Source organism: Amaricoccus sp., assembly GCF_036846665.1.
Lineage (GTDB): Bacteria > Pseudomonadota > Alphaproteobacteria > Rhodobacterales > Rhodobacteraceae > Amaricoccus.
This window is the reverse complement of sequence record NZ_DAIUBO010000026.1, coordinates 1-25,375: the sequence shown is the minus strand read 5'-3', so window position 1 is coordinate 25,375 and position 25,375 is coordinate 1. Positions and strand designations below refer to the sequence as shown.

24 protein-coding genes and 2 pseudogenes are annotated in these 25,375 nt (G+C 64.5%); 7 read left to right on the top strand and 19 right to left on the bottom strand.

Annotation, left to right across the window (positions count from 1 at the left end):
• Nucleotides 1–145: 145 nt before the first annotated feature.
• The 7 genes and pseudogenes from V7050_RS21000 to V7050_RS04310 all read right to left on the bottom strand — a co-directional run.
• Nucleotides 146–606: pseudogene (locus V7050_RS21000) on the bottom strand (IS481 family transposase); the annotation flags it as partial.
• 210 nt (nucleotides 607–816) lie between these two features.
• Nucleotides 817–1,986: an IS5 family transposase gene (locus tag V7050_RS04335; protein ID WP_324410310.1), complete on the bottom strand. Its 1,170-nt coding sequence runs from the start codon at nucleotides 1,984–1,986 to the stop codon at nucleotides 817–819.
• A gap of 103 nt (nucleotides 1,987–2,089) precedes the next feature.
• Nucleotides 2,090–3,019, bottom strand: coding sequence for a cyclase family protein (locus V7050_RS04330; RefSeq protein ID WP_324410306.1), 930 nt, complete (start codon nucleotides 3,017–3,019; stop codon nucleotides 2,090–2,092).
• Between the two features lie 123 nt (nucleotides 3,020–3,142).
• Nucleotides 3,143–3,496, bottom strand: a complete 354-nt coding sequence (locus V7050_RS04325) for a DUF1428 domain-containing protein (protein ID WP_324410304.1) — start codon at nucleotides 3,494–3,496, stop codon at nucleotides 3,143–3,145.
• Nucleotides 3,493–5,763, bottom strand: a complete 2,271-nt coding sequence (locus V7050_RS04320) for an excinuclease ABC subunit UvrA (protein WP_324410302.1) — start codon at nucleotides 5,761–5,763, stop codon at nucleotides 3,493–3,495. The genes V7050_RS04325 and V7050_RS04320 overlap by 4 nt, the downstream gene beginning before the upstream one ends.
• 48 nt (nucleotides 5,764–5,811) lie before the next feature.
• Nucleotides 5,812–6,201, bottom strand: a complete 390-nt coding sequence (locus V7050_RS04315; protein WP_324410300.1) for a VOC family protein — start codon at nucleotides 6,199–6,201, stop codon at nucleotides 5,812–5,814.
• Between the two features lie 31 nt (nucleotides 6,202–6,232).
• Nucleotides 6,233–7,015: an alpha/beta fold hydrolase gene (locus V7050_RS04310; protein ID WP_324410298.1), complete on the bottom strand. Its 783-nt coding sequence runs from the start codon at nucleotides 7,013–7,015 to the stop codon at nucleotides 6,233–6,235.
• A gap of 96 nt (nucleotides 7,016–7,111) precedes the next feature.
• On the opposite strand from V7050_RS04310, the gene V7050_RS04305 reads away from it, so the two are divergent.
• Nucleotides 7,112–7,756 carry a TetR/AcrR family transcriptional regulator gene (locus V7050_RS04305; RefSeq protein ID WP_324410296.1) on the top strand — a complete coding sequence of 215 codons (645 nt, stop codon included), beginning with the start codon at nucleotides 7,112–7,114 and terminating at the stop codon, nucleotides 7,754–7,756.
• Between the two features lie 46 nt (nucleotides 7,757–7,802).
• Nucleotides 7,803–8,891, top strand: coding sequence for a GNAT family N-acetyltransferase (locus V7050_RS04300; RefSeq protein ID WP_324410294.1), 1,089 nt, complete (start codon nucleotides 7,803–7,805; stop codon nucleotides 8,889–8,891).
• Nucleotides 8,892–8,952: 61 nt separating this feature from the next.
• Here V7050_RS04300 and V7050_RS04295 read toward each other — a convergent pair whose 3' ends face one another.
• The 3 genes from V7050_RS04295 to V7050_RS04285 all read right to left on the bottom strand — a co-directional run bounded on the left by V7050_RS04295 (nucleotide 8,953) and on the right by V7050_RS04285 (nucleotide 10,732).
• The gene (locus tag V7050_RS04295; RefSeq protein WP_324410292.1) at nucleotides 8,953–9,579 is read right to left on the bottom strand and encodes a LysE family translocator; all 627 of its coding nucleotides are present in this window, start codon (nucleotides 9,577–9,579) and stop codon (nucleotides 8,953–8,955) included.
• Between the two features lie 68 nt (nucleotides 9,580–9,647).
• Nucleotides 9,648–10,061: a cupin domain-containing protein gene (locus tag V7050_RS04290; RefSeq protein ID WP_324410290.1), complete on the bottom strand. Its 414-nt coding sequence runs from the start codon at nucleotides 10,059–10,061 to the stop codon at nucleotides 9,648–9,650.
• The gene (locus tag V7050_RS04285) at nucleotides 10,058–10,732 is read right to left on the bottom strand and encodes a glutathione S-transferase family protein (protein WP_324410289.1); all 675 of its coding nucleotides are present in this window, start codon (nucleotides 10,730–10,732) and stop codon (nucleotides 10,058–10,060) included. The genes V7050_RS04290 and V7050_RS04285 overlap by 4 nt, the downstream gene beginning before the upstream one ends.
• Before the next feature lie 1,000 nt (nucleotides 10,733–11,732).
• Between V7050_RS04285 and V7050_RS04280 the strand changes: the two genes are divergently transcribed.
• The 4 genes from V7050_RS04280 to V7050_RS04265 are packed head-to-tail and all read left to right on the top strand — an operon-like array spanning nucleotide 11,733 to nucleotide 15,456.
• Nucleotides 11,733–12,308, top strand: a complete 576-nt coding sequence (locus V7050_RS04280; RefSeq protein ID WP_324410287.1) for a hypothetical protein — start codon at nucleotides 11,733–11,735, stop codon at nucleotides 12,306–12,308.
• Nucleotides 12,305–13,693, top strand: a complete 1,389-nt coding sequence (locus tag V7050_RS04275) for a hypothetical protein (RefSeq protein WP_324410284.1) — start codon at nucleotides 12,305–12,307, stop codon at nucleotides 13,691–13,693. The genes V7050_RS04280 and V7050_RS04275 overlap by 4 nt, the downstream gene beginning before the upstream one ends.
• The gene (locus V7050_RS04270; protein ID WP_324410283.1) at nucleotides 13,677–14,867 is read left to right on the top strand and encodes an XRE family transcriptional regulator; all 1,191 of its coding nucleotides are present in this window, start codon (nucleotides 13,677–13,679) and stop codon (nucleotides 14,865–14,867) included. Before V7050_RS04275 ends, V7050_RS04270 begins: the two co-directional genes overlap by 17 nt.
• Entirely contained in the window at nucleotides 14,842–15,456 is a 615-nt protein-coding gene (locus V7050_RS04265; protein ID WP_324410281.1) for a hypothetical protein, read from the top strand. The genes V7050_RS04270 and V7050_RS04265 overlap by 26 nt, the downstream gene beginning before the upstream one ends.
• A gap of 249 nt (nucleotides 15,457–15,705) precedes the next feature.
• Here the strand turns inward: V7050_RS04265 and V7050_RS04260 are convergent, their stop codons facing one another.
• Both V7050_RS04260 and V7050_RS04255 read right to left on the bottom strand, forming a co-directional pair.
• Complete coding sequence (locus V7050_RS04260) at nucleotides 15,706–17,526, bottom strand: ATP-dependent helicase (RefSeq protein ID WP_324410279.1); 1,821 nt, start codon at nucleotides 17,524–17,526, stop codon at nucleotides 15,706–15,708.
• On the bottom strand, nucleotides 17,513–19,432 hold the full coding sequence (locus V7050_RS04255) for an ATP-dependent nuclease (protein WP_324410277.1): 1,920 nt from the start codon (nucleotides 19,430–19,432) through the stop codon (nucleotides 17,513–17,515). The genes V7050_RS04260 and V7050_RS04255 overlap by 14 nt, the downstream gene beginning before the upstream one ends.
• A 195-nt stretch (nucleotides 19,433–19,627) precedes the next feature.
• Here V7050_RS04255 and V7050_RS04250 point away from each other — a divergent pair.
• Nucleotides 19,628–19,767 (top strand): annotated as a pseudogene (locus V7050_RS04250) (IS5/IS1182 family transposase); the annotation flags it as partial.
• Between the two features lie 158 nt (nucleotides 19,768–19,925).
• Here V7050_RS04250 and V7050_RS04245 read toward each other — a convergent pair.
• The 7 genes from V7050_RS04245 to trbJ are packed head-to-tail and all read right to left on the bottom strand — an operon-like array spanning nucleotide 19,926 to nucleotide 25,348.
• Entirely contained in the window at nucleotides 19,926–20,150 is a 225-nt protein-coding gene (locus V7050_RS04245; RefSeq protein WP_324410275.1) for a DUF2274 domain-containing protein, read from the bottom strand.
• Nucleotides 20,147–21,328 (bottom strand): TrbI/VirB10 family protein, encoded by a 1,182-nt coding sequence (locus tag V7050_RS04240; RefSeq protein WP_324410273.1) that lies wholly within the window; start codon nucleotides 21,326–21,328, stop codon nucleotides 20,147–20,149. The genes V7050_RS04245 and V7050_RS04240 overlap by 4 nt, the downstream gene beginning before the upstream one ends.
• Nucleotides 21,325–22,302: a P-type conjugative transfer protein TrbG gene (trbG, locus tag V7050_RS04235; protein WP_324410270.1), complete on the bottom strand. Its 978-nt coding sequence runs from the start codon at nucleotides 22,300–22,302 to the stop codon at nucleotides 21,325–21,327. Before trbG ends, V7050_RS04240 begins: the two co-directional genes overlap by 4 nt.
• Nucleotides 22,299–22,982, bottom strand: coding sequence for a conjugal transfer protein TrbF (gene trbF / locus V7050_RS04230; RefSeq protein WP_324410268.1), 684 nt, complete (start codon nucleotides 22,980–22,982; stop codon nucleotides 22,299–22,301). Before trbF ends, trbG begins: the two co-directional genes overlap by 4 nt.
• Nucleotides 22,983–22,985: 3 nt before the next feature.
• Nucleotides 22,986–24,260: a P-type conjugative transfer protein TrbL gene (trbL, locus tag V7050_RS04225; protein WP_324410266.1), complete on the bottom strand. Its 1,275-nt coding sequence runs from the start codon at nucleotides 24,258–24,260 to the stop codon at nucleotides 22,986–22,988.
• Between the two features lie 4 nt (nucleotides 24,261–24,264).
• A complete protein-coding gene (gene trbK-alt, locus V7050_RS04220; protein ID WP_324410264.1) occupies nucleotides 24,265–24,558 on the bottom strand; it encodes a putative entry exclusion protein TrbK-alt in 294 nt (97 codons plus the stop codon).
• Nucleotides 24,559–24,562: 4 nt separating this feature from the next.
• Nucleotides 24,563–25,348, bottom strand: a complete 786-nt coding sequence (gene trbJ, locus V7050_RS04215; RefSeq protein ID WP_324410262.1) for a P-type conjugative transfer protein TrbJ — start codon at nucleotides 25,346–25,348, stop codon at nucleotides 24,563–24,565.
• Nucleotides 25,349–25,375: the final 27 nt, after the last annotated feature.

Here is a 25,375-nt window from a genome sequence, read left to right as displayed (position 1 = left end):
AGCTGTTGTTACACTTCGATTTCTAGCGAATTATGACAGAAGTGGTTGCGGGGGCCTGCAACCGTCTCAACTTGCTTGTCGATGTGGCAGCTTGATTCAACCCGTCGCGCGGGCCTGGGCGGCAGCATCAGACCGTGACAGGTCCAATGTCGACGAGGGGGTAACCCGGCTCGTAGGCCGTAACGCTGCCGTGCGCGGGCTTCGGCCTCCGGGGCTTCGGTGCCTGTAGGTTGCCCACCCCATGGCGCCGAAGGCAGCGGACAAGGACTGAGCGCAATACGTGCAAATTGAGGAACGCACGCACGACCGCGAGCAGGTCGTCGAGCGGCAGGAGAAGCGCCTTGCGCAGCGCCACCATGACGGCCTCCTTGGGCGGCGTCAACGTAGTCTGCAAGCGATGTGGCGTGTGGCTCCAGTCGTGGAAGTCGTCGCGGCTCCGCCTTCGCCGCGGCGCTCGAACCGGTGGCGCGCACGCGGCTCAGTCCAGACCGTCTGCTCGGAGATCCCGTAGCGCTCGGCCACCATCCACGCCGGCTCTGTGCTCGCCTGGATCGCGGCACGGATCTTCGGCGTCGTGGTCGCCTGCTTGTGCTGAGAGATCAGCATGCTCGCACCCCCTCCCGAACCTCGCGCAAGATCAACCTTGCCATGAACAGCGAAGACCGCCGAGGGTCTATGTGATCATCCAGGATGGAACACCTAGCAGGGTGCTGATTTAGTGGCCGAACCGGAACGGTTTCCCGATCTTGGGTGGTTGGCAGGGCCGTGGACGCCGGTCTGAGCCGCGGGCGTCGTGATCCGGTTGCCCGCTGTCGGTCACGCGCCCAGCAACCTTGGCAGCCGAGCGAGGTTGCTGGCGGCCATCGTCAGGACGTAGTGGGCGCCGACCCGTTCGACGCCGCGGTAGACAGTCTGGGCAAGTCCGCCGACGGTCTTTCCCCAGCCGAAAGGCTCCTCGATCCGCTTGCGATGCTTCTGCGACAGGGCGTAGCCTTCGTGCCGGGTCGTGCGGCCGTCGATCGCCGAATGCCGGGATTTCCGCGCGACATGCGGTGTGACGCAGGCCTCTCGTAGGTCACGCACGAAGCCCGCGCTGTCGTAACCCCGGTCCGCGCCGAGCGTCAGTTGGCGGGTGGAGCCCGGGGAATGGGCGTGGATCATGGACAGGGCAGCCCGGCGCTCAGCATGGCCACAGGCTCGGGTGAGATCGGCCTGCACGATCAAGCCGCTGCGGTTCTCCATCAGCGCATGGCCGATGAAGCACAGCATCGCGCCGGTGCCGGGCGACTTCTTGTAGAGCCGCGCGTCGGGATCGGTCGTCGAGACATGCGTCGCGTTCGACCGCTTCTCGCCCCGGAAGTTGACTTCGGCATTGCGGGACTGGCGGTCGGGGCGGAGCATCGGGACGGTATCGCTAGGGGTCTGTTCGGGGGGGTCTTCGGCGGGGCTGTCGGGTCCGGGCGGGTCGCCCGGGTCGTCATCGGACGGCGTGACGGAGGCCTTCGGCTGGAAACTCTTGATGGATGCCCAGGCCTTCACCAGCGTGCCGTCGACCGAGAAGTGGTCGTCCGACAAGAGCGGCGCGACCTCACGGTGGGCCAGGATCGCCGCCATCACCTTGCGCGACATGTCGGTCGTCAGCAGCCGGTCCCGGTTCTTGCTGAAGACCGTGGGGACCCAAACCGGATCGTCGATCCCCAGCCCCACGAACCACCGGAACAGCAGGTTGTATTCCATCTGCTCCATCAGCTGCCGCTCGGACCGGACCGAAAACAGGATCTGGATCAGGCTCGCCCGGATCAGCCGTTCCGGCGGGATCGAGGGGCGTCCGAAGTCGGTGTAAAGAGCCTCGAAATCGGCATCGAGGCTGACAAGCGCGTCGTTCACCACCTGCCGGATCTTGCGCAGCGGATGCCGAGCAGGGATCCGCGCCTCCAGATCGACATAGCTGAACAGCGACCCGCTCGTCTCGTCCGATCCACGCATCATCGCCCCCGCCCAAACCTGCGGAGGATGAATCATGTTCTGCAGATCCAGTCGAGGCAGGACTATTTCAGCGGCCTGCTAGGGCTGCCATGTGCAATTTTCTCTAGCCGGAAATTCGCGCCCAAGCTCTGACTGGAAACGCCCCCATCCCTTCTGCACGAACTGGTGCCGCAGAAAAGCGGAAGCCTGACGACGGAAGCTTTTGGAGGTCCACCAAGCTTTCAACGACCGGAATGTTTGCCGCGAGCAAGATGGAGTGAGCCGGACGCGAAGGGTCATCCGTATCGTCCACATTGAGGCTGTCGATCCCAACAAGAACAACTCCCTGATCGCGCAAATATGTCGCGGCACCAGCTGTCAGAAACGGATGGTTTACGAAATAGCTCGGTGTTCCCCATCTGGAAGAGAACCCAGTTTCGATAAGCACCGCCCGACCCGCAAACTGCGAAGAGACCGCCATCAGAGCCTGTGGCTCAATTGGTCGACTCCTCATTCCGTTCAAGCGAACAACGACTCCGTCCAGATCAACCACCCTTGAGAGCGGGAATGAAGCGACATCATCTGCATCGGGAAATCTATGGTAAGGCGCGTCTAGAGAAGTCCCGGAATTGGCCATCATCTCAATGCGTCCAATTTGAAACGTGACACCATCAACATATCGGCCACGTGAGTCCTCGTGGCTCAGGAAATCCTTGAATGAAGGTGCCGGCAGGCCGGGGTACGTGGCTTGCCCGTCTCGTACAACCGGGCTCAGGTCGATGATGCCCGATTTTTTGGACTCAGGCACTCGCAACACTGGCTTGACGGCCGCCGCTGCACGCTTGTGGCGTTCCTGCAGTATCCGCTTGTTGAGAATCTTGACGCTTCCAACCATGAGCAGCCGGAGATCCTGCACGATGTAGTCAGAGAGTTCCGCGTCTGAGATTGAATCGCCTTCAATATCGAGGCGGAAATCCCAACCCTTAAGTCCGCCGCCGTTCGAGAATTCGATCTCGAAGTCAAAAGCAACCCGAAAGTCCATCGTCTTTTCCAATTTCTAGCTGTCCGCGTACAAGCACGCTGCCATCTCTGAGCCTTCCCCTTGCGGGCTCGACCAGCAGTTGGTCGAGATCCTTCGGGGGTACTCCTGTTTGGGCTTCTCAAGCCCGATATCGATTTAACTCGTGGTCAAGACCTCAAATCCCCCACGGATCAGGCGCTTGCCATCGTAGGGGGCCCCACCCTGGCCGGCGCGCATTCGAGGATCGGTGAATACCTTCATCAGCGCTTCGTCCCGAGTCTGCTTGTCCGGCCATGTCACCCAGGAAAGGCAGATCGTCTCATGCTCTTTACGAAGCACGGCTTTGTGCAGAGAGGTGATGTCCCCCTCGGGCACGTCATCGCCCCAGCACTCAACAACTGATAGTGCGCCGTAGTCCCTGAACACGGCGCCAACCCTCTCGGCATGACGCCGGTAGGCCTCCTTGTTGGCGGTGGGAACCGCGCTCACGAAACCGTCGACGTAGGTCATGGCACCCCATCTCCTGACTGTTGCTGCTTGGCAAGATACTTGCCGGTGAGCGATGCTGGGTGACCGATGAGTTCGCCCGGCGAACCCTCGAACACCAAACGTCCGCCGTCATGTCCCGCACCGGGTCCAAGTTCGATGACCCAATCCGCGCGGGCAATGACATCAAGGTTGTGTTCAATGACCACGACCGTGGAGCCGGCATCGACCATACGGTCGAAGAGACCGATCAGCGTTTCCACGTCATGCAGATGCAGACCCGAGGTCGGCTCGTCCAGGACATAGATATTGCCGGACTTTCCCAGTTCAGCTGCCAGCTTCAGCCTTTGGCGTTCGCCGCCCGACAGCGTCGAAAGGGGTTGACCAAGTGTCAGGTAGCCGAGGCCCACGTCGACCAGACGCGCAAGGGTTCGGGCGACAGCGGGTTCGGTGAAGAACTCGGCGGCGGTCTCGACACTCATGTCAAAGACGTCCGCGATGGATTGGCCGCGCAGGCGAAGATCAAGCACGTCGGGCAGGAACCGTTTGCCTTCGCAGGTTTCGCAGGTGGTGACCATCGGATCGAGATGCGCGAGATCGGTGAAGATCACGCCCAACCCCGAGCAGTCCGGGCACGCGCCCTTGCTGTTGGCCGAAAAGAGCGCAGGGGCGACATCATTCGCCTTGGCGAAGGCTTTGCGGATCGGGTCGAGGATGCCGGTCCAGGTCGCAGTGTTCGACCGTCGCGATCCGCGTGCGAGGCTCTGGTCGATGATGATCGCCTCCGGATAGGCTTGGGGAAGGCAGGTCTGAATCAGCGACGACTTTCCCGACCCCGCCACCCCAGCAACGACCGTCAGCACACCCTGCGGTATCGCCACCGTGAGGTCGCGAAGATTGTTGGCCCGGGCATTCCTGATCCACAGCTCGCCGGTCTTGCAGCGCAGGTCTTTCTTCAGGGGCTGATGCCGAGCAAGGTGGACGCCCGTCAGCGTGCCGGCTGTCCGCAGCCCGGCAAGGTCACCCTGATAGACGACCTCGCCGCCTTTCGACCCGGCCATCGGGCCCATGTCGACGACATGATCCGCGACGGCGATCATGTCAGGCTTGTGTTCCACAATCAGGACGGTGTTGCCCTTGTCGCAGAGCTGCCGCATCAGTCTCGCCAGCCGTCCCACATCGTGCGGATGCAGCCCAACCGACGGTTCATCGAATACATAGGTGATGTCGGTCAGCGATGACCCGAGATGGCGTACCAACTTGATCCGCTGGGATTCGCCGCCCGAGAGCGTGGCACTTTCACGGTCGAGGCTGAGATAACCGAGCCCGATGGCAACCACGCTTTCCAGCCGCGCAGTCAGCGACCTGAGGAGAGGCTTCACAGTCGGCGCGTCGATGGCTCGCACCACCTCGACCAGGTCAGAGACCTGCATTGCCGACAATTCGGCGATGTTATGCCCTGCGATCCGGCTGCCCCGGGTAGCGGCATTCAGCCTGGTGCCGTCGCAGTCAGGGCAGATCGCGCGGGTGAAGATGCGGTCATATTCGGCCCGCACATGCGGCTGCAGCGTTTCGGGATCCTTCGATCCCAGTCCCCGCGTGAGCTTTACGATCACCCCCTCGTAGGTCAGGGCGATCTTGCCGACCTTGACCTTGCGCCCGTCGTCGAGGTGCAAGAGGTCATGCCGCTCGGTCTCGGTGAATTGCGACAGCGGCTTGTCCATGTTGAACAGGCCGGAGTTGCGGTAGACCTCCCACCACCAGCTGTCGACAGCGAAATCCCTTGGCAGCAAGGCGCCATTGTTCAGCGAGCGGCCCTCGTCGATTACCGCTGACATGTCCATCGAAGCGACCCGTCCCATGCCCTCGCACGCCGGGCACATCCCGCGCGGGTCGTTCGTGCTGTAGGCACCGGGCAGCCCAAGCCGCGGTTCGGCTAGCCGTGAAAAGAGCACGCGCAGCATCTGTGCCGTGTCGGTGACCGTGGCCACGCTCGACCGGGCGTTCCCGCCCAGGCGCTGCTGGTCGACGATGATCGCCGCCGAAATGTTCTCCAGAAGATCCACGTCCGGTTGCCCGTATCTGGGCAGGAACTGCTGGACGAAGGCAGGGTAGGTTTCGTTGATCAGCCTCTGGCTTTCGGCGGCTATGGTTCCGAAGACAAGGGACGACTTGCCAGAGCCGGAGACACCGGTGAAGACGGTGATCCGCCCTTTCGGGATGTCGAGCGAGACGCCCTTAAGATTGTTCTCACGGGCACCCCGCACACGGATGAAGGTCTGTTCGACCATAACGCTCCTCATGCAGGTTGGTTGGTTGCCGATGCTATGGCGGCAGGGTCAGTACGGCCGCTCTCCAACCCACTGGACAAGCTGCACGATCAGGCCGTTCGGGTCGGCGATCTGGACATAGCGTTCGCCCCAGTCGTCTTGTCGGATGTCAGAGGCTGGCTGGACACCGTCCGATCGCAGTCTTGCGACCTCGGCTTCGATGTCGGCGACGGTGAGGGCCAAGGTGATACCTTGCGCCAGCACGTGCCTCTGCGCGGGGTCGAGCGTGGCAAGCCCTTCGCGCAGGAAGAAGAGTGTCGGGCCGCCGCCCGGATGCTCGACCGCCGCGCCGCCGTCAAAGGCTAGCACTTCACGGAACCCGAAATGCGCCGCAAGGAACCTGGCGGACGCGACGGGGTCACCGACGACAAGAGAAAGTGTCGTGGCAAGAACGTTCATGGACCTGGCCTCGGCTTCGCAGTGGTAGGCATCAGGAAGCGGCCGTCGCAAGGGGGGTGAGGCGCGCCTTGATCTCGCGCGCGATCAGGTCTGGTGCCACAACGTGCCATTCGCCAGGCAGGCTCTTGTGACCAGCGCCGGGGATCAGACGCGCGGCCGTTGCAGCCGACCCGGTCAGGTCGTCACTGCTTCCTTCACTGTCGAGGATCAGAGTCGGCACCGATACGGCAGCAAGCACATCCGGACCCATCGCGTCGGATAGACAGCAATCGTAGACCAGGGTCGGCGCGATGCCGACCATTCGCGTCCAACGGTCCGTGCCTCGCATCCCCGCCACCATTTCATCCGGCACGCCGATGGCCGCGTGGAAATGCGCCACCGCATCCGCGTTGCGGCCGGCGCGGACCAGATCGGCCAGTTCCCTCGTCAGCGGATCAGGCCCCTCCTGTGCACCGTCCTGCAATGGAGGCTCCATGAGGACAAGACCACCAAACGGAACGCCCCGCGCGGCGGCGTGAAGCGCCAGAAGCGCGCCAGAGGAATAGCCGTAGGCAAAGACGATCCCGCCGATGGCATCGACCAGCGCCGCAAGATCCTCGACCTCCCGGTCCGGCGCGTAAGGTGGCGTGTCGCCGCTTTCCCCACGTCCGCGGCGATCGTAGCGGCAGACGGTGAAGTCCGCGGTCAGAAGTGGCACCAGGTCGTCGAAGGCGCTGAGGCCCCGGTAGTGCCCGGCCGGTTCGATGAGGATCAGCGCAGGACCGGTTCCGATGCACTCAAACGCAATCTGCGTTCCGTCCCGGGACGTCGTCATGGATGATCTGGACACGGCTCGCTCCATTAAGTACTCTTGAGTACCGAACTAATCAAGTCAGACAAGTACTGTCAAGTACCAGAGAGGAGCCAACCTTTGGCGCAGACAGCCAAGCGACAGCAGCGCCCCCACCCCTACGAAGTCCGTCGGGCGATCCTCAACGCAACGCTGCAGCTCTACCTTGAGAATGGCTACGCCGGGACAAACACGGACGAGATCGCGGCCGTGTCTGCGGTGTCCAAGCAGACGATCTATCGCCACTTCGCCGACAAGGATGAGCTTGTCCGCGAGGCGCTCCTGAGCCTGATTGCGGCCGCCGAAAACCAGGGAGCCGAGAGCTTCGACGCGCTGGCCGAATCCAATAGCCTTCGGCGCGATCTGCACATCTTCGCCCGCCAGCATCTGCACGACATCATCCAACCCGACATCATGCGGATCCGCCGAAGGATTATCGCCGAGGTGGACCGCTTTCCCGATGTCGCCAAGGCCTGGTATGACGCCGCCCCGAAACGCGGTCACGAGAAGCTGGCCGCTTCGTTCACGCGGTTGCAGGAGCGCGGCTATCTGCGGATGGAAGACCCCCTCCTGGCCGCTGAGCAGTTCAACTGGCTCATCCTGTCGATCCCGATGAACCGGGCAATGTTCGATGCTGGCTCGGTCACGGATACCTCGCGCCACGCAGTCTACGCAGATGCGGCGGTGGAGGTGTTCCTGGCGGCCTATGGCACGGAGCGTGCGTGAGGACGCCATCGGAATAGCTGTGCGCTCATCGTCACCTGAGGGATAAATGCTTTTCAAGCAGAGGATTCTGAACCGGATCGCGGCGGGCGAGGTCACTGTCGCATTCCGCCGTTGGCGACGACCAACGGTGAAGTCCGGCGGGCGGCTGCGGACACCTGTTGGTGAGCTGGCGATCAAGGTCGTTGAGGTAACGACCCCGGAGAAGATCACCGATACGGACGCGCGGGCGGCAGGCTTCACGGATCGGGACGAGGCATTGGCAGCGCTTTCCGCTGGCGACGGCCAGCTCTATCGAATCGGGTTTCGGCTGGACCGAGAGGACTCTCGCAAAGGCTTGGCCTTGAGCGATATCCTCGACGTGCAAGCGGTTAGTCTGATCCGCGACACGCTGCGCGAGTTGGACCGACGAGGCCGGGGCCCGAGATGGACCGACACCTACTTGCGGCTTGTACACCAGCATACTGGCATCCCGGCTGGTGAACTGGCCAGAATGGTCGGAGTCGAGAAGGGCTTGCTGAAGCGCCGAATGCGGCGCCTGAAGGACCTCGGGCTGACGGAAAGCCTCGATGTGGGATATCGGCTCAGCCCACGAGGCCAGCAATTCCTGCGCGGGCCATCGATCCCCGGGGCACGAGGCGAGGCTAATCATCCGGCGGCTGAGCGGGTGGCTGTCCGCAACGCGATTGCCGAAGACGTCGAGGTGCTGGCGCACATCTGGATGGAAGGCTGGACCGATGCGCATGACGGGCTACTGCCGCCGGAACTGGGTCGCCTGAGGACCCTGCAGGGTTTCCGACAAAGGCTGATTGACGAGCTCGGCATGACCAGCGTCGCAGTTTCGAGGGGACGGCCTGTCGGCTTCGCGATGGTCAAGCAGGATGAACTCGACCAACTCTACGTCGCGCGGACAGCGCGCGGGACCAGCACGGCCCTTCGTTTGGTCTCGGCCGCGCTTGACCAAATCCGGCAAGCGGGACATCGGCATGCTTGGCTCGCCTGCGCGATCGGCAACCATCGGGCCGCGCGGTTCTACGAAAAGGCGGGATGGACGCTGGCGGGTGTTGTGACGATCCGACTGGGCACCCCTGACGGACCTGTCCCGCTTGAGGTCTGGCACTACGAGATCGCGATCTGAGCTTGCCGGTCGTCACACTGTGTCCGTGTCACTCGTGCGCTGCGCTGCTTTGGAGAAGCGGTCAAGCCGCTTCCGAACGTGTGAAGACCAGCTTGAGCCCGGAATAGCCGAAGAACGCCGCGGCCACACCATCGATGCCCCGTCGTGCCTTCCGATAGCCTGACCGGACCGGAGCCTGCGAGAATAGGACTGCATAGGCAAGGTAGATGACCAAGCCGAGTACCCCGCAAAGGGAAGTGGTAATGGCAAGACGCGAAGGGTCGTCGGAAGAGCCCACGCCAAGCGCGAGGACCGAGATCCATGCCAGCACGGCCTTTGGGTTGCTGAGGTTGAGCACAAGGCCGCGGATCAGGATTCGGCTATCCGCGATTGTTGGAACATCCACGGCCTCCGGCTCGGGCATCACCGCGCTACGGGCCGATTGCCAGGCGAGCCACAAGAGATAGGCGCCGCCGAACCAGCGCAGCACAGTCAGCGCGACAGAGGACTGGACCAGAAGTGCGCCAAGCCCGGCCGCTGCGATGAGACCCCAGAAAGCAAGCCCGATGGCGAGCCCGACGCCCATCAGGACGGCGGCGCGCGCACCCCGTGCCATGGCGGTGGTCGACACGGCAAGGGTTGCCGGGCCGGGCGAAGCGGCCGCAACAAAGAAGGCAAGAAGTGCCGGGGAAACAAGAGCGTCGAGCATTTTGGGGGTCCTAGAAGAAGGGGGCTTCTCGCCGCGACCGAAAGTACAGTTTTTCTGGCCAGAGAGCGTCAAACAGTCGGCTCGCGCGCTGCGAACCAGTTCACAATGCCGGGCATGTTGCGCTCGAATCCATCACCAAGAAACATGCTGAAGAACCGGGCGGGTGCTCGTCCGGCGTTTCGGAAATCATGCAGGACGCCCGCCGGGATCCTGAGGAAGGTCCCCGCCGGGCAGGCGGTCCAGGTTTCTTCCAACAGGAAATCTGGGCAGCCATCGAGGATGAGGAAGATCTCGTCGTTCGCTTCGTGCCGATGCGCGCCAACGCCTGGCTGGCCGGGATCAAGATGCCACTCCGAGGCCGAGTACTGCTCGCCCGTCTCCACCCCATCGGCCTTGAAGATGGCGGTCAGCCTACCCATCGCATAGCGTCGGCCTGCGCCGGGCGGCAGGCAGATGATGCCCTCATTCGGAACCTCGGTCATTTTGCGGGTCCCTTTCCGGTCATCATCACGGTCGAGGCATCAAAGACCGCTTTTTGGGCCTCGTAGGCCCTCACGAAAGCTGGTCGCGCCTCCCCGCGCGCGACATATCTCGCCAGGGGCGCATGTTTGTCCAATAACCTGGATCCGTTCAGGCGACGGAGGACGGTGACCATCATGAGGTCGCCGAGAGAAAACGTCCCTTCCAGCCAGTCTTTGGACCCGAGCCATTGGGAAAGCTCCTGAAGCCGCGTGTGAATGCGCGCCTCCAGCATCGGCTGCCGTTCGGCATGCCAGGGCTGGTGCCGTTCGACCATACGCGCAAGGTCCCAGTCCCAGATCGGCGGCTCGACAGTGTCAAGCGCGGCAAAGAGCCAAGCCGTGGCGCGGGCATGACCGGCCCTGTCGTCGGGAAGGAGGCCCGGATACTGCTGCGCGAGGTGCAGGACGATCGCTCCTGACTCGAAGAGGTCAAGCCCGTCCTCCTGCCATGCGGGAATCTGGCCGAAGGGCTGTAGGGCCCGATACACCGGCGTCTTCAGTTCGGGAAAGCCGACGAGCCGGACGTCACAGGTTTGTCCAAGTTCCTCCAACGCCCACCGGACGCGGAAATCGCGCGCCAGCGCGCGGCCGCGATCAGGGGAGTCGGCGAAGGCTGTGAGGACGGCAGGCACGGGGTGCACTCCGCTTTGGTACTGACGAGTACTTACCATGCAGAAATGTGAGATCAGGTGTCAAGCGGCTCTGATGACGTGCCCGCTCCTCTTTGTGGATCCACATAGACCCACCTCGGCACATCGTTTCTGTCCGGCGGCGGTCACATCGTCAGTGCCCTCCGGAGGTAATTTGTCGGATGGGCTAGTTTGCCCTCCTCCCGAGTTCAACGCATTGCCCAGAATGTCTGGCGATCTGTCATTGGAGATCGGCGAGTTGCTGCCGACATGGTGCCGTTTAACGTGGCGGTGGCGTGTCTGGGCGCGCACCGCTATTCCTTGGAGGACCCATCGCCGCGACAAAACCTCGATGCCTGCCACTGCGCCCGAGCCTGAGACCTAAGTGGCGACGGATTTCGGAAGCTGCTGTAACGATCAGGCTGCAGAGCCAGACGTGTCGCGGCGGGTCCTGATGACGCCCATGCCAGGCGAGGCTCATCGCCACCCGGCCCAGATCCAGCGATTTTGGAGCCAGTGCGAAGCGCCGCATGTCGGCAAAGGTTCGGGCAAGGCTCGCCGGCAGCGTCATCACCCGGTTGGATCAGTTTTGGCTATGTGCACCCCTAAAACACCCAGCTTCCGCAAGCTGCCCTCTAGGGTCGAACACCCGTTCAGGCACTAGAGGACTGCCACTGCGAGCGGCCGGAGCCCTTCAAGAAAAGGCCGAATAATCACACAGGAGGTGACACGAAGGTCACGGATACCGCTCCGTCCGGATCATTTCTGATCTATCGGGCCGTCCGCTGCCGCCGCATCGGGCAGCGTCAACGCGTGTCCAGATGTGGCGGCGATGGCGGCGTTGCGGGGCACAGCCCTGCAGAGGGGGTAGCGGAAGACGGCTGGCAGCCTGAAGCGGGGAGGAGGCCTCCCCCGACACTGCGGCCATGCATGTCAGCTATTTTTCTTGGTTTCTTGACTTTGTCAGTCTTTTCTGCGAATAGTGCGGGCACAGGAGGCTCCCATGACCGATGGACCGTTCCGGAATCTGAAGCTGGGAAGCGGCTGGAAGCGGCTCGCTGATGCCGTCCAGAACGACGCCAGCTCGAAGGCCGAATGCGGCCTGCTGGCAACTGATGGCCTTGTTCGGCACCTGGTGACCAAAGAAAACTGCGCCGCGGTGCAAGAGTTGGAAGCCTACACGCAGCAACCGCAGTTGGACTTCGACCCGCGCGCCAAGATCGAAGAAGCCTTCGACGCGCACGAGAAGACCCCCTTCCTCGACACGTTGGAGAAGGAGTTGCTGTATCGGATCGCCGACGGCACCCCTCCCGAAGAGGCCCTCGACCGCGCGCTTGACGCTGCTGTAAAGGAAGAGGTCGGTGAAGCACGCAACCGCTTCGAAGAAGAATGCATCCGGCTCCGCGATACCGGCGAAATGAGCCGCGAGGCTTGCCAGCGTGCGATCGGCAAAACGAACGACGCCTTTGACGCTGTCAACAGTCGGGACGTGTGTGCGGCCATTCGAGAAGGCGACAAGAACGCGTTCAAAGCTGCGACTGCAAGAAAAGAAGGTCTAGATGAAGGACCCGGTTTGTGAAGATCGAACGACCAGAAGAACGGCCCTATGGCTTAACCCTGCACGTTGTCGAACAGGGCCGAAAGGCCAATCGGCGTGGGCAAAAGCACTGCCATACCGCCGAGATCGACAAAGACATCGTCTTTGAGGCCGATGCGCTGGACACCTACAACTATGAGGGCTGGAAGCCGATCCACTACGATCTGCTCGTGGTGAGCGCTGCGGTCGAGTACGCGGACCGCCGGTGCGGACGCCGCATCGGCAAGTGGTCGCGAAACCTGCGCATAACTGTTCCGGTATCGGAGCTTGAGATTTGGCGCCGAAAGGACGTCGCGGACCGGCTCCACGGCGCCTTGCGCCACCTGACCGGGGATGCCTGGGAGATTTCCTTCGTGAAGTGGGAGGGCGCGCCCATTGTCGGCGCGCGCCAGCGCTCGCTTGGCTTCGGAACCGATCGGCAGTTCATCATCGCCTACTCAGACGGGCTGGACTCACGCTGCGTGGCGAAGCTGTCAGGGGGCATAGGGGCGGCGGTATGCGTGCGGGTGACGAAGAACAAGCAAGCCCTCAAGAAGGGCGACGAGCCTTTCGATCAGATCCCGTTCAAGGTTCATGTGCCGTCGTCGCGCGAAAGCAGCGTCCGTTCTCGGGGCTTCAAGTTCGCGGCGATCACGGCCATCGCCGCGCACCTGACGGGGTTGGAGCGGATCGTCGTTCCTGAAAGCGGCCAAGGCGCGCTCGGACCGGTGCTTCTGCCGCTGCACAACGTCTATGCAGATTACCGCAATCATCCGACGTACTTCCGGAAAATGGAGCGGTTCATCAAGGCGGTGCTGGGGCACGCCGTTCGCTACGAACAGCCGCGTCTCTGGGCGACGAAGGGCGAGACGGTCGAAGCGTACCGCCGGTCGACAAACGAGCAGGTCGACGAGTTGTTCGAGACGCGGTCGTGCTGGCAGCAGCGATGGAACGCAAAGACTGGGGGTCGGCTTCGCCAGTGCGGATTGTGCGCCGCCTGCCTGCTCCGTCGCATGAGCATGCATGCGGCGGGCATCACGGAGCCTGCGGATACCTATGTCATCGCCGACCTCACCGTGCCCGAGTTCTCGATGGCGCTCCCGAAAGGACAAGTGCGCCTGAGCAGCACGATGGTCGAGTACGGCAGCGTCGGCGCGCGGCACCTGCAACAGCTCGCGGACATGGCCGCGCTGCCCGATGAGCGTCTGAGACGCCATGCCTTCGAGATCGCTCAGGCCACGGGCGAGCCGGAGGCGCAAACACTGGGAAGGTTGAGGACCTTGCTGGTGGCTCACGCGAAGGAATGGCGCGCCTTCATGGCCGCACAAGGAGAAGAAAGCTTCCTGAGAAGCTGGACGGAGGGAGGACGCAATGGCCGATCTGAATGAACTGAGCGCTCAAGAAATCGGTCGCCGCCTCCGATTGGCTCGCGAGAACGCCGATATCCGACAGGATGAGGCCGCACACGTCATCGGCATGTCGCGGCCGACGCTGGTCTCCATCGAGAAGGGCACGCGCCGGGTTCGCATTCAAGAGCTTCAGGCCCTTGCGCGTCACTATGGGGTATCAGTGAATGCGATCTTGCGGCGCGAGGCCGTGCATACGGACCTGATCCCCCGCTTCCGCAAACTACGGGAGACCGAGGACGATCACACGCTCGAAGCCATCCAGTTACTGAATGACCTCGTCAAAGCCGAGGTGGAGCTGGAGAACGTGCTCGGCGTCGAGCGTCGCCGTCACTATCCCCCTGAGCGCGGCATCAACGAGGGGGATGTTCTGGAGCTTGCGGAGAAACATGCGCAGGAACTGCGCGACTGGCTGGGGCTGGGCTCCGGTCCAATCACGGACATTTTCTCGGTCATCGAGCTCGATCTGGGAATACGCCTCTATCAGCGGCGACTTTCGTCCAAGTCGAAGGTTGCGGGCCTATTCACCTTTGACGATGCCGTTGGGGCCTGCATTCTGCTGAACGCCAATCACCCGCTGGAGCGGCGTATTCAGTCGGCGGCCCATGAGGTGGGCCACTTTTTCGGCACGCGCCGTGTTCCGGAAGTGCTCGAAGACAATGAGCAATTCCTGTCACGGGACGAACGGTATGCGAACGCCTTCGGCCGCGCGTTCCTGACGCCGTGGAAGAGCTTCAAGGAGAGCTTTCGTCAGCTGACCGCCGGAGCGGACAAACTGACCAGGCGCCATGTGATCCTGCTCGCGCACCAGCACAATCTGTCTCGTGAGGCAGCTGTCCGGCGGCTGGAGGAACTGGACCTCGTCAGGAAGGGCACGTGGGAGTGGTTCAAGCGGAACGGCGGCATCAAGGACGAACAGGCGCGCGAGGTGCTTGGGGCGGCCGCGATGCGGCCTGACCCGGCGAAGGACGATGCCAACCGCCAAGTGTCGCACCGCTTGAGCCTGATGGCTCATGCCGCGTGGAAACGTGGCCTGATGTCGGAAGGCCAGTTGGCGGAGCTTTTGAAACTGCGCCGTGTGGAGGTGCGCGGGCTCATCGACCAAATCGAGCTTGAGGAAAGCGTGACGGATGACCTTCTCAAGCTCCTTGGCTGATGAATCGAGGCCGCTGGTCCTCGACACGAGCGTCCTGATCAACCTCCACGCCTGCACCTTCGGTGAGCGGATACTGATGGCGCTTCCTAACGCCATCGTGGTCACGCAAGCCGTTGCGGACGAGCTCGACAACGAGACGGGCCGGAGGAACGGCGACCACAGATTCCTGCACGGCCTCGCAGGAAAGGGAACGATCGAAATCGTCGCCATGACGGACGACGAGTACGAGCTTTTCGCCGCCCTAACCTCTGGCGCGTCATCCCTCGACGACGGCGAAGCCGCCACGATTGCCGTCGCCGCCCGGCGAGACCTCCGTGCGGTCATCGACGAGAGAAAGGGGCGCGCCCAAGCTGTCACCCGCATGGGCGGCGAAGAGCCGGGCTGGACCCTCGACCTGCTTCAACATCCGGCAGCGCGGCGCAGCCTTGGCGATGCTGAAATAGCCAAGGCCATCTACCTCGCCCTCCGTGAAGGCCGCATGCGAATCCCGCAAGAGCACGGCGACGCCATTGTCGCCCTGATCGGCATAGAGCGCGCGCTCCATTGCCCCTGCCTACCGAACTACAAGGGCCTGATAAATATAAGATAATTACCCACAGAACAACTTGGCGCAGGTCGTTAAGCACGGCGCGGTCGGAAGAAGTCAGCAAAAAGGTGGCGTCACGCCGAGGGCGACCGAAGGATCACCATCGCCCGAGGGACCGGCCGCTGCCGCCGCACAGGGTGGTAGTACGTGGCCCACGGTGCGGCGACTTCGGGGGCGTTGCGGGGGGCTGCACCTACTTGAAGGGGTGACGGAGAACGCCGCAGGCGCTTGCAGGCAGGGGAAGACGTTCCCCTAGTCATCGCCCAACAGGAGAACGCAGGGGTCGCTTTTCGGGGTCAAGATCGTCGTGCGCCGCTTGCCTCGCGTCACACTCACCCGAAGATTCTGTCGCGCCTGGTCATCGATCTCGTCGCGGGAATTGAAGCGTACGATCCGGTCGGCGTTGTAGGGTGGCTGGCCTTTTCGGTTGATCGGCCAACCCTCGAAGATGATCACTTCGTCGAACTGCTTACCCTTGGCCTTATGCATATTCATCACCACGACGCCAGTCTCGGGCTTAGCGTGTGTGGCAAAATGCTCCTGGACAAACGCCTGCCGAATGATCGTCAGCGCGTTGCGATAGGCGCCGTTGTCCCGCCAGTCTTGAGAAAGCGCCTGACGGAGTTGGGTGCCCCGCTCAAGAAGTCGGATACTCCGCACTTCCTGAGCAATCTCTTTCAACCGCGGACAGGAACCTTCCTCCAGAAGACGCCGCATGGCTCGCCAGTCCTTGTCCGGATCACCGGTGAGCGCGAGCTTTTGTGCTTGACCATAGACGCCGAGCATGGCGACCAGGATACTGTTCTTTCGGAGCGCTTTGCCGGCGGCAAGACAGGCAATGTGTTCGCCGTAGGCTTTCTGGATATTGGCAGCCTCGTGCAGAGCGGCATTGGTCGGTGTGTCACCGCCCTTGCCATGGAAATAGTTGCGTATCAGGGCGATGAACCGCTCGAAGTGAGAGCCATCCGTATCCGGCTGCATGAGCAAAGCGATAACCTCGGCGCCGAGGATCGCGGCTTCCAATTCGACAACCGCCGAATGGGGAATCTCGGTCATCCCGCCCGGCGGCGACCGGAACGCGTCTGATACCAAGCGGGTCATCTTCTTCGTCGGTACGAGGATGGCCAGCGACCATTCCTTCATCCCGGCATCAACAAGCCGCTTCCGCGCCTTGTAGGTCGTGGTTACAAGCCCGGAGAACGCCTGATCGGTATTGGGCGGATAAACGTAGATTTGCACGCCCACATACGGCTCCTGGCGGAACTTGCCCTTGAGGATGTCATTGCCGAAGACCCCGATGTCAGTGCCCGCGCTGCGATGGTTGTCGGTGCTGAGGTCCACTTCGGTCGGCGCAAACGCGGCCCTAAAGTGGTCAAGGCGCTCCGGATCGGCGCCAATCCAGTCGTAGATGCGCTGCTCAGGGTCGGCGAGCGCGATAAGCGTGGTGAACTCTCCGAGCGCCCGGACGACACGCCATTGGTCCGTACTGGTGTCCTGAAACTCGTCGAGGATGATGACGGGGTACATGGTGGCCAGCAGCCTGCGGATGCGCTCGCTGCCATGAAGGATGTCACCGACATACGGCGCAAAAAGGTCGAAGCAGATGTCGCCGTCTTCGCGGGCCAGTCGTAGCCGCTTAGCCTCTACTGCCGCCGCCTTCTCGGCCTTCTGCGCCTCGGTCAGCTTCGACGCGGCGGCATATCCGCTGCGGATGGCCGATAGGGCAATCGCCTCGCTCGGCGGCGTCAGAATATCGATACGCCGCGGCAGACCCACCAGGTAGCCGTGCGCCTTCAAGATGCGATAGAAAAAAGAGTGGTAGGTCTCGACGTCAATCCGCCGTTTCTGCTCGCGGGGGATTTGCTGTTCGTACTCGATGGCCTCGACGACACGGGAGACGGTCGCGCGGGCGAAGCTGAGGAACAAAACTTTCTGCCCCGGCCGCAAATGCTGATCGGCAATCTGCGCGGCCTTGAGAATGGAGACCGTGGTCTTGCCGGAGCCCGGCCCTCCTGTGACGAGGAGGTGGCCTTCGGCCGCCAATATCTGACGTTGCTTCTCAGTCAGTTCCATCCTCACCGGCTCCCGGCTCGATCGGCGCTTCGCCACCCTCCGCGGCGGCGGGAGCGGGCGTACAGATGTCCTTGACGGCGATACATGCCTCACGAAGCCAAGCAGGTATCTCTGCCTCGCTACATTGTGCGAGGAAGTCGGCGATTCCCCAGTTTGCCTTCGTCCAGCCGAAGTAGTCTCTGATTGCGATAGCGGCCGATGCCTCCACGTCCGGGTACTTGGCCGTAAGGTGCGGCGGCCAGTCGATGAGCTTGGCGAACCGCCTGACGGCGTCCTCGGTCGTGTTCTTCAGGACGAGGTCCTCAAAACCTTTCTCTTTGTGCATCAACAGCAGCTCGACCTGGGCCTCTATGAGCGCCTGATTTGCCGCGTCCTGCTTGTCGCAGATGGCGAAGACACGCTTGCCGAGCTCGCGGTAGAGCTTGGCTATGTCGGGAATGCTGTTCTGGCTGCCGGCGTCGATGGTACAGATGCCAAGAGCCTCCAGCGAGGAATAGGTGTCGGGCTTCAGTTCTGATAACCGGCGGCACACAACCGGAAACGTCGCCGCCTCGGTCGCCCCTTCGGCGACGAGAATGCGACGCGCGAGCAAGCCTTCACAGAAACGGGTCCGGAACTCCTGCCGATAGCGTTTCGGCTTGACGCTATCGGGCAAGGCGACGGCCCGCTTGACCAGAACACCGTTGTCATCCCGCCCCAATACGACGGTCTCGTCGAGTGCGAATTCCTCCAGGACATAGGGCGAATGCGAGGTGAAAATGGTTTGAGACGCCAACTTGCGGATCTCGTGAACGATCCGCTTCTGGGCATAGGGTGGGATGGCGGTCTCCGGGTCCTCCATCGCGAAAATGACGTTCTGCTTGTCCTCAGCGATCTGGGACAGCATGGCCAGCACGAGCATGTTGATGGTGCCCGTGCCCTGCCGATAGAACGGCGCCGCATGGCTCCCCTCGCCCGTGGCGATGAACGCAGTGATGACCTTCCGCAGGTGTTCTCTGGTGAGATTGGACACCTTGAGGTGAGGCTCGATCCCCCATTCTTTTGGGACGTACTTCTTCAGTGCAGTGTTGATGCTCTGCAGCACGCCGGAGATGCCAAGCTCAGGGTCGCTGGCAACCGAGTAATCGGCAAGCGTGGTGATGGTGTCCTCCCACATCTGCGGCCTGACCTCTTTCAAGCGCAGGATAATGTCGAGCAAACTTCCCCTTTCCAGGCTCAGCGCGCGGGAGCCGGTACGTAGCGAGCGCAGGTACAGGAATCCGCAGATTTGCTTGTCCTTCTTGGAGAACGGAATGGGGGTGTCGCTCTCTGTGAGGCTTCTGGTGAAGTAGGTCTTCCCCTCGAAGTCGTCCTCCTCCGAGTCGTACCAGCCGAGAAAGGTGACCCGGAGCGCCTCGGTGATATGCGCTGCATCGACGCCTGCTGGATCCGCCTCGTCATAGAAGGTGTCCGTCGCAGCATCCCAGAACTCGGTGTAGTCCCCGAACTTGGCCTTCTGTTCCTCGGTCAGATCGGCAATGGCCACTTCGATCTCAATGCGCGGCGCATCTGCGGCGGCGGCCGCCTCTGCCTCGCCCGCGCCACCCTCCCCTACTGGCTCCGGCTTGGCAGCGTCCGGCGGCGCTTCAGCGCCTTCGTCGTCTGCCACTTCACCACCTGTATCAGCGACCTTTGCAAGGTACTTGCCTTGGAAGAAATCATGCTCATCAATAGGGGGCTGGCGGTTCAGACGATCAGGCCCCAGCACGAGGTCAAGAGCCTCCAGAAGTGTCGTTTTTCCAGTATTATTGTCTCCGATCAGCACTGCGTGCTTTGGAAGCAGTATGGTCGCCGACTTGACCCCGCGAAAATTTGCGACATTCAAGCGACACACCTTCATACCGACGTCCCCATCTTGAATTTTCATTTCGATTGCAATGGTATCGGCGGCCGGTCGCCAAGGAAAGAAGCATCCCCCGAGAAGGGTGCGGTCGGCAACATGGCTCTGGCCTGACGTTGTGGGATTTCGGCTTCGAACGATGGTGTCGATGCCTGAACTTCACCCGCGGCCAAGGAACGGCGCAAGTGGACTTGTTCGAAAAAGTGGAGAGCACTAGCTCAGGAGGAGCCATTCGGCTGGGCCAAGAGCGTCGGCGGCATGACCCAGACCGTTTACCGCGGCCTCGACCGCGTCAGGCACGCTTCGCCTTTACGATTGCCGCCTGCAACCTCGCAAGGGTTCCGAAACTGGACGCCGCCTGACGCCGCGGGCGCAGCCGAGATCAATCACGCATCCCGAGGCTACGGGCCCCAAGAGCGATCGACGGGTAAATATATACTGCCGCCAGACTATTTCAGCGACCTGCTACTGTTCCGCGCGAAGAAGCGTCTCTGCACGCAAGTAGAAGTTGCCTTCAATCTCATGTTTTGCCGCCTCCAGACCGTACCCTCGCGAACCCCCGGTCCGTCGCCATGAACCGCGCGAGCATGGGTGCCACGAGACGGGCGGGGTCGAGTTGCTGGCCGGTCTGGGCGGAAAGGGCCTCGGCGTAGGCGGTGAGGTCGCGGTGGACGTCAGCGGGCAGGTCGACGGTGAGCTTGACGGGCTTGTCGTCTGGAATGGCGCCGAGTTTGAGTTTCGTCATCGGACTTCTCCGAGCGGCTCGAGGATCAGGTCCTGGGTCACCACGACCCGGACGGGGAAGCCCGGGCGGATGGTCAGGGTCGGGGGGACGGCGAGTTGGCGGCGGACGATCTCGTCGCCGGTGCGGCCGATGGTGTCCTGCGCAGCCTCGCGGATGGCGCGGGCGACGTCGTCTTCGCTGTCGCTGCTCCGTTCAAGGCCGAGGTTAAGGAGCGTGGCAAGGCCCGCGGCCAGGAGGATGCGGCGCCAATGGTTGTCGACGCGGTCCTCGAGGCCGGCGGCGCCGGAGGCATCGGCGCCGGGCTCGCGGGTCAGGGCGATGGAGCGGCCGTCGGGCAGGATGAGGCGGGTCCAGACCAGCAGGAGGCGGGTCTGTCCGGCGGCGATGCGGCTGTCGTATTCGCCGAGCAGGCGCGCGCCCTGCGGGATCAGCAGATAGCGGCCGGACGGGCTGTCGTAGACCGGGGCGGTGACCTGGGCGGCGATCTGGCCGGGGAGGTCGGAGCGCAGGCCGGTGATGAGCGCAGCCGGGATGACGCTGCCCGCCTGCAGGATGTAGGGGCTGGGCGGCGGGGCGAGACGCTCGGCACTGACGGGGTCGCGGCCGGTCGAGCGGATCAGGAAGGCCTCGCGTTCGGCCACGGAATCGGGAGCGCCGGCACCGGCGGACAGCGTCGGGAACATCCCCAGTGCGGCGGGTGGCGGGGCGGCAGGTGCGCCGCCGCGCGGGACGGTCTGCGCATCGGCGAAGAGGCCGCTGAGGCGGGCGGCCTCGATCTCCTGCAGGCGGCGCTGTTCGTCGGGGTCGACGGGCGCGGGGCCGGTCATCACCGGGCTGGTGGGCACGGCGACGCCGCGGTCCTGCGCCGCGACGGTGGGGCGGCCGAGATAGCCGGGCAGCGGCGGGCCGAGACGGGGAATGTCGGCATAGGAGCCGGGCAGCCGGGTGAGGCCCTCGGCGGTGGGGATGCGCTCGGTCGAGAAGAGCTCGGTCTGCGTGTCGGGGCCACGGCGGTCCTGCAGGGCGACGATCAGGATCGCGCCGAGCCCCAGCCCGCCAAGGGCGGTGGCGAGCGCGATGGCCTTGCGCGACAGGCGCATCACACGGGGCGGATCGGGACGCAGGCGGAGTTCCCGGGCGATCTCGGCCTCGGTCTGTGGGCGGTCGGGGGTGGTCATCGGCCCTGCTCCTCGGCTTGGGGGGCGTGGCGTGGCGCGGGCGGTCGACCATCGGTGCGCGCGATGCGCACCACCTCCTGCCGCCCGGTGCCGAGGCGCAGCTCGGCGGCGGCGAAGAGCCGGTCGACGATCAGCACATTGCCGCGCACGCGGGTATTGGCGATCTCGGGCCCGCCATCGGGGCCGATCACGAAGAGGGGCGGCATCTCGCCCTGCGCGATCCCAGGCGGGAAGACGATGTAGACCCGGCGCCCGTCATCGAAGGCCGAGACCGGACGCCAGGGCGGGTTGGCGCCCGAGAGCGCGTAGCGGTAGCGCCGGTCGGCCTCGGGCGGGATCGCGGGCGGGCGCGGCAGGAGCGGGCGGGCCATGGCGGGGGTGTCGGGATAGGCCCAGGCGACGGCGGGCATCCAGACCTCGTCGCTGGCGCGCAGTTCGAGGTGATAGGTCCGCCGGTCGGTGTTGACGACGAGGTTGGTGAAGATGCCGGGCCGTGTGGGCTTGACGAGGATATGCACCCGGGCGGTCCGGCCCGCGCCGCTGGTGGTGTCGCCGATGATCCAGCGCGCGGTGTCACCGGCGGCGATGGGACCCGGGCCGGTCAGCCGCTCGCCGGGCTCCAGCGCGATGCTGGTGATCTGCCCCGGTGCGGCGTGGATCTGGTAAAGCGCGCCCTCGGACCAGGGGAAGACCTGCAGCGCGTTGTAGTAACCCTCGCGCCGGGGCTCGACGCGGGCCGCGGCATTGGCGGCGAGGATGCGCGCCTCGGTGGTGGTGGCCTCGGGATCGCCGCCGCGCGCCGGGGTCCAGGCGGGCGGCATGTGGACGGGGCGCGGGGGTGCCTCGAAAGCGGGTGCCGGGGGCGGCGCCAGCGTGGGCACGCGGTCGTCATAGGCGATCTCGGGCAGGTTGGCGCGGGTGCAGGCGGTGAGCGCGGTGGCGGCGAGGAGGAGGACGGTCAGCGAGGCTTTCATGACGCGCTCTCCCGCGACCAGTTGATGGCATGGACGAAGACGCCGAGCGGGTTGGCGCGCAGGCGCTCGGCGGTGCGGGGCGGCTGGATCACCACGGTCAGGATCGCGGTCCAGCGCTCGGTCGCGGCGAGCTGGCCGCCGACATAGCGGCGTTCGATCCAGGCGATGCGGAAGCTCGTCTCTGATGCCCGGATGACGCTGGAGATCTCGACCGAGACCTGGGTATCGCCGACCCGGGCGAAGGGGTCGTCGCGGCGGGCATGGTCGTTGAGCGCCACCGCGCCCCGGTCGGTCGCGAAGTCATAGGCGCGTAGCCAGTTCTGGCGCAGCACCACCGGATCGGCGGGCAGCTGGCGGACATTCTCGATGAAGCGGGCGAGATGCCAGGCGATCTGTGGGTCGGTCGGGCGGAAGTCCGCGACCGCCGGGGCGACGGCCTGCGCGGCGCCGAGAGTGTCGACTTCGACGACGTAAGGCACCACGGTGCCGCGCGCCGCTTGCCAGACGAGGGCGGCGGAGAGCCCGGCCGAGAGCGCGAGGCAGCCCATGGCCATCAGCCGCCAGTTGCGGGCCTGCAGGCGGGCCGAACCGATGCGCTCGTCCCAGACCTGGGCCGCCTTCTGGTAGGGGGTGACGGGTTCGGGGGTGGTGGCGTAGCGCAGGGATGGGCGTCGGAACATGGCTCAGGACCTCTCGGACAGGCTGACAGAGGCCCCGCCGCCGCCGTGATCGCCCGAGCGGAGGGCATGGGCGGTAGTGGCAAGGCCGTGATGGAGGGATTGCTGGCGCTTCATGCGTTTGGCCCAGGCGGGCGGGCCGCCTCCGGCGGGGGCCGCGGATGGCCCGCCGCCGGTGAGCGCGGTATGGGCGGCGCTGCGGCCGGACTGGGCGCTCTCGGACAGCGCGCGGCGTAGCGGGTTGATCGCGGTGACGACCCCAGCGCGGCCCATGGCGGCGGTGCCACCGGCCACCCTACCGGCGGTCGTGGCCCGGCTGGCTGCGCCCAGTTGATAGGCGGTCGCGCCACCGGCGCCGAGCGCCGTGGCGCCGCGGCCAGCAGAACCCACGGCGGCAAGACCCATGCGCGTGGCGGCAACGCCACCCACCGCTGCGCCACCGACGGCGAGGCCGGTGCCGACGGCGGCACCTGCGCCAAGCTGCGGGCCGCCCGAGACGATGCCGTTGGCGATGCCGGGGCCGAAGATGCCAAGGGCCAGCAGCGCCAGCGCGCCGAGGACCACCGACATCGCCTCCTCGATCGTCGGCGGGCCAGCAAAGCCTGCGGTGAACTCGCCGAAGATCGTCGAACCGATGCCGACGATGACGGCCAGCACCAGCACCTTGACGCCCGAGGAGATGACGAGGCCCAGCACCCGCTCGGCCATGAAAGCGGTCTTGCCGAAAAGGCCGAAGGGGACCAGCACGAAGCCCGCGAGCGTGGCGAGCTTGAACTCGATCAGCGTGACGAAGAGCTGGATCGACAGTATGAAGAACGCGAGCAGCACCACCGCCCAGGCGAACATCAGGATCGCGATCTGGACGAAGTTCTCGAAGAAGGCGACGAAGCCCATGAGGCCTGCGATCGCGTCGAGGATCGGCCGCCCGGCCTCGAGCCCGACCTGCGCGATGCGGCCGGGCTGCAGCAGTTCCCCTGCCCCAATGGTGCCGCCGGTGGCCACAAGCCCGAGGCCCGCGAAGCTGTCGAAGACGATGCGGGCCAGGTCGTTCCAGTTGCCGATCAGGAAGGCGAAGACGCCGACGAAGAGGGTCTTCTTCACCAGCCGCGCGATGATGTCGTCATCCGCACCCCAGGCCCAGAACAGTGCGGCGAGCGTGATGTCGATGACGATCAGCGTGGTGGCGAGGAAGGCGACGTCGCCACCCAGCAGGCCGAAGCCGGAATCGATGTAGGAGGCGAAGACCTCGAGAAACCGGTCGATGACACCGACGCCGCCCATGGGGTCACTCCCTCCCGGCCGGGCCTGCGCCCGGCCCGGCTTCGGGCGCAGGCGGCAGGCCGAAGAAGCGTCGCCGAGACTCCTCCCAGGCGGCGCGGCAGTCGGCGGCGCTTGCGTAGTCCTCGGGCGCGAGGTCGCGGCAGCGCTCGAGCGTGGCGCGCAGCGGGTCGGCCTCGGCCGCGGGGGTGGTGCGGTCGTGCCCCGCGTTGCGGCTCAGTTCCACCAGCGCGGCCAGTGCGGCCGCGAAGCCAAGGCCGAGGGCGATGAGCTTGAGGGTCTGCGGCGCGCCGAACTGCATCGCCTCAGTTCCGGAACATACGGGCGGTGCCGGGCGTGTAACCGGTGCCGTAGTCGAGGAAGCGGGCGAGGTTCTCGCGGGCCTGCGCCTCCGCCGAGGTGGCGCGCGCGGCCTCCAGCGCCACCGCCCGGTTCTGGGCGGCGATGGCGGCGGTCAGGTCCGCGAGTTGCGCCGACTGCAGCGCCAGGAGCTGGTTCCCGGCCTGCGCGGCCTGCAGCGCGCCGACCGCGCCCTGGCTCTCGCGGACCAGCGCCTCCATCTGGCTGCGGGCAGCCTCGATGTTGCCGACGACGCCCGCCTGAACGCGCAGGGCATCCTCGAAGCCTGCGACCGAGGTCTCCCAGCGCTGGCGGGCCCCGGCGATCATCGCATCGAAGTCGCCGCGCCCGGCGGCGGCACCGTAGTCTTGCGTGAAGGCCTGTTCGATGGCGGCGACGTCGAAGGCGAGGCTGCCCGCCTCGGACAGGAGGCGCTGCGTCTCGGCGACCGCCTCCTGCAGGCGGGCGAGCGAGGAATGCGGGAGGCTCGCGAGGTTCAGCGCGTCGTTCAGCAGCATCTGCGCCTCGTTCTGAAGCTGCAGGATCTGGTTGTTGATCTGCTCCATGGCGCGGGCGGCCGAGAGGATGTTCTCGGCGTGGTTGCGCGGGTCGTAGACGATGCGCCCCCCGAAGCCGAAGAAGGCCTGCGCGGGCGTGGCCAGGATCGGGGTCAGCACGGGAGCGAGCGCCAGCGCCGAGGCGAGCAGCCCGGCGACGAGCTTGCGGGGGCGGCGGTCAGGTGTGCGGGTCATGCGGGGTCTCCTGTGGGGTCTGGGGTT